The 11,833-nt window shown below is 58.8% G+C and carries 6 protein-coding genes and 1 pseudogene; 2 read left to right on the top strand and 5 right to left on the bottom strand.

The window, feature by feature from the left end; all coding sequences use genetic code 11:
- On the bottom strand, window positions 1–1,229 hold a 1,229-nt coding region (locus PACILC2_RS16785), incomplete at its 3' end, for an oligosaccharide flippase family protein (RefSeq protein WP_213529655.1).
- Between the two features lie 371 nt (window positions 1,230–1,600).
- On the opposite strand from PACILC2_RS16785, the gene PACILC2_RS16780 reads away from it, so the two are divergent.
- A complete protein-coding gene (locus tag PACILC2_RS16780; RefSeq protein WP_213529653.1) occupies window positions 1,601–2,527 on the top strand; it encodes a DUF4397 domain-containing protein in 927 nt (308 codons plus the stop codon).
- Between the two features lie 112 nt (window positions 2,528–2,639).
- On the opposite strand, the gene spoVT is transcribed toward PACILC2_RS16780, so the two are convergent.
- Complete coding sequence (gene spoVT / locus PACILC2_RS16775; protein WP_062489639.1) at window positions 2,640–3,182, bottom strand: stage V sporulation protein T; 543 nt, start codon at window positions 3,180–3,182, stop codon at window positions 2,640–2,642.
- A 379-nt stretch (window positions 3,183–3,561) separates the two neighbouring features.
- On the opposite strand from spoVT, the gene PACILC2_RS16770 reads away from it, so the two are divergent.
- Complete coding sequence (locus tag PACILC2_RS16770) at window positions 3,562–5,889, top strand: bifunctional diguanylate cyclase/phosphodiesterase (protein ID WP_145977120.1); 2,328 nt, start codon at window positions 3,562–3,564, stop codon at window positions 5,887–5,889.
- A gap of 137 nt (window positions 5,890–6,026) precedes the next feature.
- Here the strand turns inward: PACILC2_RS16770 and PACILC2_RS16765 are convergent, their stop codons facing one another.
- The 3 genes and pseudogenes from PACILC2_RS16765 to mfd all read right to left on the bottom strand — a co-directional run bounded on the left by PACILC2_RS16765 (window position 6,027) and on the right by mfd (window position 11,786).
- Window positions 6,027–7,178, bottom strand: a complete 1,152-nt coding sequence (locus PACILC2_RS16765) for a peptidylprolyl isomerase (protein WP_082654997.1) — start codon at window positions 7,176–7,178, stop codon at window positions 6,027–6,029.
- Between the two features lie 5 nt (window positions 7,179–7,183).
- Window positions 7,184–8,275 carry a peptidylprolyl isomerase gene (locus tag PACILC2_RS16760; protein WP_213529651.1) on the bottom strand — a complete coding sequence of 364 codons (1,092 nt, stop codon included), beginning with the start codon at window positions 8,273–8,275 and terminating at the stop codon, window positions 7,184–7,186.
- A pseudogene (mfd, locus tag PACILC2_RS16755) lies at window positions 8,262–11,786 on the bottom strand (transcription-repair coupling factor). Before mfd ends, PACILC2_RS16760 begins: the two are co-directional and overlap by 14 nt.
- Between the last annotated feature and the right edge of the window lie 47 nt (window positions 11,787–11,833).

Raw genomic sequence — 11,833 nt, 5'->3', positions numbered from 1 at the left:
GCGGCGAGCAGCGCGGCCGCCGTCAGCGCGGCGATGCCGGCCCAGGCCGCGCCGGCGATGCCGAGCCGCGGGATGAGCGCGGCGTTCAGCGCGCCCTTGAGCAGCGCGGCCAATACCATCAGCCACGCGGCGACACGGGCGGCGCCGAGGCTTTGCAACAGCGCCGCGCAGACCGCGTTCAGCGCGCCGGCCAGCGCCGTGCAGCCAACGAGCGCGAACAGGGCGGTTCCGTTGCCGTCGGCAAACAGCATCCGGTTGATCGGCCCGGCGAGCATCGCGATGCCGAGGGCGGCGGCTCCGCCGAGCCACCAGGCCGCCCGCATCGCCAGCGACGCCAAATGTCCGGCTTCGCGCCCGTCCCCCCGCGCCCGCGCCGCCGCCAGCGCGGGGGCGAGCGCCGCGCTGGCGGAACCGGCGACCATCACCACGAGCTGAACGACCGTTCCGCCGCGGCTGTATACGCCGAATTGCGACATCGCCTCAGCGGAATCGAACCCTTCGGCGGCCAGCAGCCGAGGGACGGTAAACGCGTCGACGGCCGCGGCGACCGGGACGGCGATAGCCCCGAGCGCAGCCGGAATCGCAACGGCGGCGATATTCCGCATCTCTGCCAGCAGCTCGCGGCGGCGCGCTGCGGCCGGCGCGCGGCTCGATGCCGTCAGGCCGGCGGCGTTCCCGTCCCCCGCTCGCTGGCGCAGCTGCCGGCCCGCCCAGACGGCAAGCAGCGCCAGCGCGCAAGCGCCGCCGCCGAAAGTGCCGGCCATCGCGCCGGCGGCAAGCCGCTCGTCGCTCCAGCCCAGGTTCAGTCCGGCCGCGAGCAGCAGCAGCATGACGGATACCCGCACCGTCTGCTCCGCCACTTGGGAGGCGGCGGACAGCCGCAAGCGGCCGAGCCCCTGCGCCACCCCGCGTACGACGGACAGCGCCGGCACGACAAGGAGCGACAGCGAAACGATGCGGAACGCCCATGCCGCGCCGGAATCGCCGGTTAAGACGGCCAGCTTGTCCGCTCCGTTCCAGACGACGGCGCATGCCGCGGCCCCTGCCGCCCCCATCAGAAGCAGGCCGGCCCGGTAAAGCCGATTCGCTCCTTCCGCATCGCCGCGGGCCGCCCGTTCGGCGACAAGCAGCGAAACGGCTACGGGCACGCCTGCCGTCGCCACGACGAGCAGCAGCTGGTAAAACGGATAAACCGCATGATAAATGCCAAAGACACGGTCGCCCGCCATGTTCTGGAGCGGAATTTTTGCAACGTGCCGAGCCCTTTGGAAACCAGAGCGGCAACTCCCATGATGAGCGCCCCGTTGAGCCAGGAATCTCCTTTCGTATTCCCTGTACGGCGAGCTTCTTTCCTCATCGCGATATGCTTGCACCTGCCCATCCACTGCAACTGCTATCCATTATACCGCACTCGGGCCGCGAGCGCTTGGACGAATGGAGCGATGCGGCAGGCAGACGAATGTCATAAGGCAAGTCAGTCCCCGCGTATACATCATAGACTGCGTTATTGACCGCAAACGATTCCAAAAGGAGGGAAGCACCGGCATATGAATGCTTATGAAACGATTATGCTGGAGTCGAAAAAGCCGGATTATACGGCATGCTTGCCGAGTATTATAAGTATTCCAATCCCGAGCTGCATGAATTTTATTACCGGAAACATTTCAAAACGCTCCGCAAGCTGGCCGAATGGATCGAACGGTACGGCGACCCGTTCGATTCCGCCGCCAATCAGACCCGCGGTCAAGAGAGTTACCCCGGCGTCTATTCGGCGGCAGGGCCCGGACCGGGCTCCCCATCTCTCGGGCCGCCCCCGTACCCCGGATTCGGCAAATACGGGGCGGGCTATATTCCGGGCTACGGCCAATACGGCGCCCCCGTATATGGCAAAGGGCCACCGTTCGGGCTTCCGCCGCAGTACGCTCCCGGCATGACTCGTGCGGAGCAGGCTCCGGCCCGGGTCAGACTGCTTCACGCTTCGCCGGATACGTCGGCAGTCGACATCTATGTCAACGGCTCGGCGGTCGCCACCTCGGTCTCGTTCAAGGATGTAACGCCTTATCTGAATGTCCAGCCGGGCACATACCAGCTGGAAATCAGGCCGGCCGACAACGGAACGGCGAGACTGTTCCAGGCGCTAACCGTGCAGGAAGGCAACGCCTATACGGTTGCCGCCGGAGGCAATGCCGGACAACTGAAGCTGTTCGTTTACGAAGACAACCTTGCACCGGTTTCCGGTAAAAGCAGCCTTCGCTTCATCCATCTTGCCCCGAATACGCCGGGAATCGATATCAGCAGCAAAAACGGGCCGCTGCTCTTCAAGACCGAAGGTTTCGGCGCAGCCACCGCCTATACGAACCTGAAGCCGGGAAAGGTCGATCTGCAAATCGTAACGTCCGGCGAGACTCGGACGATGCTGGAGATCAACGGCGTCTCGCTGCAGGAAGATTCCGTTTACACCATCCTGGCGGTCGGCTTGGGCGATGGAAATCCGCCGATCGAAGCGTTGCTCCTCAAAGACATTTAGGCGCGGCCCGTCCGCCACGCGCTAAAAAAGCTTCCGTCGGCAAAAGCGTGCAAGTAAGCCGGGGAAGCTTTCTTTTTACTGACTGTCCTCATGGCGGATGCGGCCGGAGCGTTTACTGCTCCATTTGTTTGGCCAGAAAGCCCGCCGCCGTTTCCGCCATTTTCGTTTCCAGCTGGCCCATTTTGACGCCGGGCTCCTTGCTGAGCAGAACGACCGTGCCGATCGGATCGCCGCCAGCTACAATCGGAGCGGCTACGAAGGACGTGAACGTGTCGGAGACGTCTTTAATAATTTCATACGACCCGCCTCCCGTCTCCGTAATCGTTTTCCGGTTTTCCATGCATGTTTCCAGCAGAGTGCCGATCTGTTTGTCGATAAACTCCTTTTTGGAGGCGCCCGCTACGGCGATAATGGTATCGCGATCCGATATCATCGTAATGTGGTTGGTTCCTTCGTATATCGATTCGGCGTATTCCTTGGCAAAATCGCCAAGCTCGCCGATCGGGGAATACTTTTTGAGGATGACTTCGCCGTCCCGATCTACGAAAATTTCCAGCGGATCGCCCTCACGGATGCGCAGCGTGCGGCGAATTTCCTTGGGAATCACCACCCGGCCCAAATCATCGATCCGACGCACAATTCCAGTTGCTTTCATGTCTTGTTGCCCCACTTTCCCTGAAGAGTTTAACCATACTGGACCTTTGCTGCCTGTTTATCGCGAAGAGGAGTTCCTTGAAAGTCGGAATCTGACCATAGTATTCATCCGCTCCCAATTTCTTATGCACGCGGCCAGAACCCGGATTGCCCGAAATCCGGCTGCCGAATGAAGACCCTGTCGATATAAGTCGCGAGAATGAAGTCTAAAGTCATGATTTCAGTGAAAACAAGTGACCATATACCCGAATATAGTCGTATAATGTCGGAAATTGTCTTGGAATCGTTGGATTGTTATGGTAATATGTGCTAGGAGAAACGGGATTTTGGTACTACCGGATTGCGGAAAGCGATCCATCGGGAATGGAGCGTGAATAAAAGTGCCCCTTCGTTTGTCCGGCTTCCGTCAAAAAATGAAACGGCCGGCTTTTGCCGCCTGCCTGATCTTATGCCTCGCACTGATCGGGCTGTTCGTATACCGGACAACTTTACATCAGGCGGAACGGAATTGGGCCGGCGAAGTCCATTCGGATCTGGTCAAGCTTGACGAATGGCTGACGCGGACGATCGTAAGCGCCAAGGACGATGCCCGTCTTCTTGCCCGGAACCTCCAGACCAACCTACTTGATGGGCCGGACGGCGGCCGCTATCTGCAGCAATATCTGAAAGCGGTCCGACGGACAAACGAGCTGTTCGGCCATGTAACCGTCGCCACATCCGATGGAAAGCTTCTCCAGTCCAATATATGGCCGAACGGCGGAATATCCGAAGACCCTCGCAGCAGCGCCTCATATATTCAGGCGATGTCCGCTAACGGCGAACCGGTTGTCACGGCGCCCTACCGTTCCGCAGACGGACGTTTCGTCCTGAGCGTGGCCGCGGCGACGCCGGACCGGCTGGGCGTTGTCGAGATGAGCGTGCCGCTGGACGAGCTATATGCGGCATTCGCTCGTCATGAAACGGTAACGTCCGGCGAGCTGTATATCGTCGGAATCGACGGCAAGCCGGCTCCGCTTCGGCCCGGCGCTCCTTCCGGGCCAACCTTCGCCGGGTTCGCGGCCGGCGGCAGCAGCGGGACCGACGAAGCCGTTATCGCCCAAATGACCAATGCCGAAAGCGGTTTGACCTTAATCAATGTAATGAATCTCAAAACCGCGGCAGCAGCCGGGGATCCCGCGCCGAAAATGCCGATCGTCGTCGCGGTCCTGCTCGCGCTTGTTCTGCTGGCGGTTTTGCTGCTGGCGAAACGTTACATCAGATTGATCCGTTTCTTGATCGACGCGATGCGAAGAATGAAAAGGGACAATTGGCAAGACCGCATGAATCCGCCCGCGGATGGCGAAATTGCTAAACCGTACGACACCATCGACTGCATTACCGAATCGCTGCGTTCCCTTGTCTATTACGACACGTTGACCCTTCTGCCGAACCGGGCGCATCTGAACGAAATTTTGGACCGGGAACTGCAAACGGCGGCGTTCGAAAAAAGCGAGATTGCGGTATTGTTTATCGATCTGGACAATTTCAAGCGCATCAACGATTCCAAAGGCCACTCTTTTGGCGACGAACTGCTGCGGCAAGCCGCAAACCGAATAAGGGAATGCGTGCCGTCAAGCGGGACGGTCTGCCGGTTCGGCGGCGACGAGTTCGTCATCGTACTTCCTTATCCGAACCGGCAACATTTGCTGCCGAAAACATTAAATCGTCTGCAGCAGTCTTTCGAAAACGGGCTGCCGGTTTTCGAGCATACCGTCTACATGAAGCTTAGCATAGGGGCGGCTATGTTTCCGAAGGACGGCCTGACGGCGGAAGAATTGCTGAAGCATGCCGACGCGGCGATGTACAAAGCGAAGGATCTCGGCAAAAACAACGTTCAGTTTTATCATTCCGGCATGAAAGAGCAGCTGCTGAAACGCACCCGCCTGGAAGAGCTGCTGCTAAGCGGACTGTACCGGGGAGAATTCGAGGTCGTATACCAACCGCAAATCGTCGCGCGCACGGGACAGCTGAGAGGCTTTGAAGCGCTGCTGCGCTGGAATTGCCCGGAGCTCGGTCAAGTTTCGCCGGCGGATTTTATTCCGATCGCCGAGGAGACGGGCGCCATCGTACCGATCGGCGAATTTGTTTTGCGCGAAGCTTGCCGGATGAACGGGGAATTGTATCGCCGGTTCGGCTTGCAGCCCGTCATGTCGGTGAACGTCTCTCCCGTGCAGCTCAAGCAAGTCAGCTTCGCCGACCGAATGATCCACATCATTCGCGAATCCGGCATTCCGGCGGAGCGGATGGAGCTTGAAATGACGGAAAATACCGTAATCGACACCATCGACACATCCCTCGAATGGCTGAAACGCATGCAATCGTTCGGGGTCAAGCTGGCGATGGACGATTTCGGCACCGGTTATTCTTCCTTAAGCTACTTGATCCGGCTTCCGATCCATACGCTCAAAATCGACAAATCATTCGTTCGCGACATGGGCAAGCGCCGCTCGCATTCCATTCTCGAGTCGATTATCCAGCTGGCGCAACGTTCCGGCTTCAAGGTTGTAGCCGAAGGCATCGAAAGGAGCGACCAGCTGCAGCGGCTTCGCGAATGGGGCTGCGATTATTTGCAAGGCTACTACTTCAGCAAGCCGCTTACGGCGGATCAAATGGAGGAATACGTGCGCCTCAACTGTTCCCGGCAGTCTACAGCGGGAGTGACCATGTAGCGGCGCGGCCTTCGTGTGCCGCGAGCTGTTTCCGGCAGGCCGTCGTTCGACATCGAACACGACAGTCCCGCGAAAACAAGGCTGTCCCATGCTTGCGGGGACAGCCTTTTATCGCGCGATTGCCGCGCAGACGTCTCTTACTTATTTTGCGAAGCTTCGTTCTTGTTTTGCGCAGCGCCGCTGCTTGCGCCGCCTTCCTGAGCGCCGTTGCCGTCGGCCTTATCCCCGTCCGCGCCTTGTTCCGCCTCGCCCTTATCCTGAGACTGGCTACCCGCATCGCTCTTCTGTCCGTTATCGCCCGACTTTTCTTCCTTCATCGGCTCGATTTTCTCGATCAGACCGGGCAGCTCTTTCGTCATAAATTCGTTCATCAAATTATAAGCCAGCTCGCCTTTGATTCTCGTTTTCTCTTCTTCGTTCAGCTGATCATAATTCCGGCTTTCGCGCGCTTCGACCTTGATCACATGGTACCCGAACTCCGTCTCGACCGGCTCGCCGATGACGTTCAGTTCCTGCTCGAGCGACGCTTTCTTGAAGCCTTCGACCCAACCGCCGGCCGGTTGCTTCTCATAGAGTCCGCCCTTGTCCTTGGACCCCGGATCGTCGGAATATTCCTTGGCGATCGCGTCCCAGTCTCCGCCTTCCTCCAGCTTCTTCTTCGCTTCCTGCGCCCGCTTGAGCGCCTCTTCCTTCGAGCGCACTTCTTCCTGCGTTTGCGGATTTACGGTTTGAACGAGAATGTGGCGGACCGTAACAAGCTCGAAGTCGGATTTTCTCTTCTCGAACTCCGCCTTCATATCGTCCTCGGTCACTTTGCTGTTCATTTCTTCCACCGCGTTCATCATCAGCGTCATGAACGTCTTGACGTCCTCGCCGCTTACATCGGCCTCGTCAAGCGCCTTCTTCTGCTCCGGCGAGCTCTCCACCTGCTGCTCGAAAAACGCGTACTGCTCGTCCACCTGGGACGCCGCCTGCTTCTTCACTTCATCCGAAGCGCGCGTATTCAAAATTTTGTAGGCAATATATTGTTTGACCAGTTCCTCCCGGAACTCGGGAATGTTCACGATCTGCTCGTACCCGGGATACAGCACGGTGAAGACGCTGAGATATTTGTCAAACTCCTCGGCCGTTACTTGTCCGTCCTTGTATGTCGCGATGACTTCGCCGGCGCCGGAAGCGCCGCCTTCCTTATTTTTCTGACCGCAAGCGGCCGCCGCGAGAAGGACGAGAACGGCGGACAAAACAAGCGCCATTCTGCGCCACTTCGGTTTGACCTTTGGGGACAACATAACAACTAAAAACTCCCTTCGATTGGTTGGATGCTTGTATTGTACCAGATTACCCGTCCGCTGCGCCAATCTTGCATCGATTCGGCCGTTTCGAACAGATCGATGCGTTCGATAATCTCCGGGAGCCGAGACGCCATGAAGGAGGCGAGCCGCTCGTTCGATACGCTTCTGCGCAGCGTCTGCCGGCTTGCCTCGGGCAAACGGTCGTATACCGCCCGCTTCCGTTCCTTTACCTGGATAATATGAAAGCCGTAGCCGGTATCGACCGGCTCGCCGATCGCACCGATCGGCTGCGAATTGGCAGCCTTCTTGAACGGCTCGATCCAGGTCCCCGCTTCGACGCCGATGTACAAGCCGCCGGCGTTGCGGGTCGCCTCGTCATCCGAATACCGGCGCGCCAGCTCGTCCCAATCGCCGCCTTCCATCAGTCTGCGGCGCACGCTCATGGCGATGTCCAGCGCTTGATCTTTCGTCCGCTTGTAGCGGCCCGACGCCGGGTCCCAATATCCGATCAGAATGTGGCGAAGCGTAATCCGGTTGAAGTCGTTCGGGCGTTTGGCGAAGGCGGCCCGCATTTCCCGCTCCGTCACTTGCCGGTCAAAGTCGTTCATGACCGTTGCGATCATCTCATAATACCAGAGAACGTCGTCCTTGCTCAGACCGGACGACTCCCGCTCCCGCCTGCGCTGCGAATCGCCGGCGATCGTGCGCTCGAACGCCTCCGCCAGCGCGGCCGCTTCCTCTTTCGAAGCGGCGTTCGGCTTTCCGCCGATGCGCATGTACAGCCACTTGTAGCCGATATATTCGCGCAACAGCTGCTCTTTTAACGCCGGAACGGTCAAATATTCGCCCGACTCCGGATTGGCCAATGAGAAGAAGGAAGCGTAGCGGCGGAACTCGCTCTCCGTCACGTTCCCGCCCTTATATACGGCAACGACGCGGCCGCGGCCCGCACCCGGCGGCGGCGTGGCTCTGACCGTTTTGCTGTCGTTCCGGGGAGCGTCCGCTCCCGTCCCCGCCCCGCAGCCGGCCGCAGGCAGAAGGAGGACCAGACCGAGCAAGGCGGCAGCCCGCTTGCAGCCGCTATGGCGCCACATTTTGCAGCTTCTCCGCCGGTTTCAGCACATCCTTGTATTCGGCCAGGAAACGTTCGGCAAGCGCAAGCCGCTCATCCGTCGACAATCCTTTGCCCCGAAGCTGAAGGACCGGCGGTCCGTCCGGCGCTTGCATCCGTCTGAACCGGTTTTCATAACGGAAGCAGAGCAAGTCCAGTTTTTCGTGTCGATGCGCTCGGCTTCCCGCTGCGCGAAGCGGAACGTCCAGTCGTCGCCGGACTGGCCGATATGCTCTACCCCGTATTCGGCGCCGTACACCTTCAGCTTGGCTACAGACAGCAAGTGGCTCACCGCATCCGGCAAATCGCCGAAACGGTCGACAAGTTCCTCCTGCAGATCGTCCACTTCCTCCAGCGAACGGACGGCGGCCACTTTTTTGTAAATCTCGATTTTTTGAATGCTGTCGTAAATATAGTCGGACGGCAGATAGGCGTCCAGACTGAGGTCGATTACGGTCTGAACCGGCTTCGCCTCCCGGACATCCTCCCCGTTCATCTCCGCTTTGCGCTTGGCGATCTCGTCGGCCAGCATTTGCGAATACAGATCGAAGCCGACTGAAGCGATAAAGCCGTGCTGCTCGGCGCCGAGCAAATTGCCTGCGCCGCGAATGGCCAGGTCGCGCATCGCGATTTTGAAGCCGGAGCCAAGCTCGGTAAATTCCTTGATCGACTGGAGCCGCTTCTCGGCCACTTCGCTCAGCACCTTGTCCCGCTGATAAGTGAAATAAGCGTACGCAATCCGGTTGGAGCGGCCGACACGTCCTCTCAATTGATACAGTTGGGACAAACCCATTTTATCCGCATCGTGAACGATCAGCGTATTGACGTTCGGAATGTCGACGCCCGTCTCGATAATGCTGGTGCTGACCAGCACATCGTATTCGCCGTCGAGAAAATCGAGAATCGTCTTTTCCAGCTCCTGCTCCGACATTTGGCCATGACCGACCGCCACCCTCGCATCCGGTACGAGAGCGGAAATCTGTTCGGCCATCTGATAGATGCCCTGGACGCGATTGTACAGATAGTAAACCTGTCCGCCTCTTGCCAGCTCGCGCTCGATCGCTTCGCGCATCAGCGCCGGACTGTGCTCGACGACATACGTCTGCACAGGGAAGCGGTTTTCCGGCGGCGTCTCGATGACCGACAGGTCGCGTACGCCGAGCATCGACATATGCAGCGTTCGCGGAATCGGCGTAGCCGTCAGCGTCAGCACGTCGACATTCGTCTTCAGCTTCTTCAGCTTCTCTTTGTGCGAGACGCCGAACCGCTGCTCCTCGTCGACAATGAGCAGGCCGAGATCCTTGAATACGACATCCTGGGACAGCAGCCGGTGGGTGCCGATGACGATGTCCACTGAACCGGCTTTCAGCCCTTTCAGCGTTTCGTTCTGTTCTTTCCGGGAACGGAACCGGCTGAGCACCCGAATGTCGAACGGGTACCCCGAGAACCGCTCGCGAAACGTTTCATAATGCTGCTGGGCAAGAATGGTTGTCGGCACGAGCACGGCGACCTGCTTACCTTCGATCGCCGCCTTGAACGCGGCCCGTATGGCGACTTCGGTCTTGCCGTAGCCGACGTCGCCGCACAACAGCCGGTCCATTGGCACCGGCTTCTCCATATCTCTCTTAATCTCTTCGATCGCCCTTAACTGGTCCCGCGTCTCCTCGTAAGGGAACATCGCCTCGAACTCCTGCTGATAGGGCGTATCCTTGGCAAATGCGTACCCTTCCGTCGATTGCCGCTCCGCATACAGCCGGACGAGATCTTCGGCGATATCCTTGACGGAGGAACGGACCTTGTTCTTGACCCTCGTCCATTCGCTTCCGCCGAGCTTGTATATTTTCGGTTCCTTATCTTCCGAACCGACATACTTCTGAATCATGTCGATCTGGTCGATCGGAACGGACAGCTTGTCGCCGCCCGCGTACATGATATGCAAATAATCTTTATGAATGCCGCCGATGACGAGCGTACCGATGCCGAGATACTTGCCGATGCCGTGGTTTTGATGGACCACATAATCGCCGACCTTCAGCTCGGTATAGCTTTTGATCCGTTCGGCATTATCGATTTTTTATCGATGCGCCTTGCTTTGCGCTGCTTCTGCGAGAACATCTCGCCTTCGGTGATGACGACCAAATGCGACGAAGGCAGCTCGAAGCCGGACTGCAGCTGACCTTCCAGCAGAAGCGGGGGCTCGATATCGTAATCGTGAAGCACCCGGCGCATCCGCTCGATGCGCTCGGCGCTGCCGGCCAGCATCATAATGGTCGCTCCGGACTTGCGCCACCGCTCGATTTCCGCTTTCAGCACATTCATCTGGCCGTGGAAATTTTGCATCGCCCGGCACATGAAGTTCAAAATATTTTGCGGCTGGGTGTGCGGTATTTGCCGAAGGAAGAGCGACAGGAACAATGTCGGGAACGGGCGGTGATAAAGCAATTCGTCCGCAGGCCGCGCCAGCTCGAAGCCCGGCAGCGACTTGCCGTTCTGCAGCAGATGAGTCGCCCATTCCGCCTCGTCCCGCTCCAGCTGCCGGGCCGTCTCGACAAGCCGCGTCGGCTCGTCTAGCAGCAGCAGCGTATCGCTCGGCATATAATCGAGCAATGTTTTCCGTTCAGGGTACAGCAGCGCAATATATTTATACAGTTCGGGAAAATAGACATGCTCCCGCAGCCGCTCCAGCTCCGCTCCGATTTCGGTTCGCAGCCGATCCTTGGCCATCCGGTCGGACATTTTCTCCAGCTGCTTCTCCAGCAGTTCGGAGGCAAGCTGAGCGGCATTGCGGAACCGCTCTTCTTCCGCGAGCAGCTCCTGGCACGGCGGGACGGTATACGCGGTCAGCTTCTCGATGGACCGCTGATCGGCCGGATCGAACGTGCGGATCGAGTCGATTTCATCGTCGAACCATTCGACCCGATAGGCCACTTCCGAAGTGAGCGGATAAAAGTCGACGATTCCGCCGCGCACGCTCATCTCGCCTTTTTCTCCACCCTGTCGGTCCGTTCGTAACCGAGCTCCGTCATGCGCCGCAAAAACGTTTCGAGTGGAAGCGCTTCCCCGGCGACAAGCTTGATCTGTGCATTCGCCATCGCTTCCGGGTTCGGCTGATAACGCCTGACGCCCGAGAAAGGCACGACAACAATTCCGCGAAATCCCTGGGATAGCCGGATAAGCACGTCGATGCGCTGCGCAAGCGTCTCGGGGCTCGAGATCGCCGCTTCGGCAGCCACCAGTTCGTTGGCGGGATAAAGCAAAACCCGGTCGGGGGACAGGCATTCCTGCAGATCCTCCGCAACTTTCTGGGCAGCGAACATATTATGGGTCACAATCAGCATCGGCCGGTCAAGCTCTTCCATCAGCGCTGCGGCCAGCACTTGACGCGACGAACCCGCCAACCCGGATATCAACTGCTCGCGCATACCTTGGCGGATACCGGAGACGACCGTCTGGAAATCCTGATCTTTGGCGAACGCTTCAACTAACGCTTTCAATCGATGATGCACCTCGTTTCTATACGCAAAGAACACGCAAAGAAGCC

The organism is Paenibacillus cisolokensis (assembly GCF_018403665.1).
GTDB classification, from domain to species: Bacteria; Bacillota; Bacilli; order Paenibacillales; family Paenibacillaceae; genus Paenibacillus_AH; species Paenibacillus_AH cisolokensis.
This window is presented reverse-complemented; position numbering and strand designations above follow the sequence as displayed.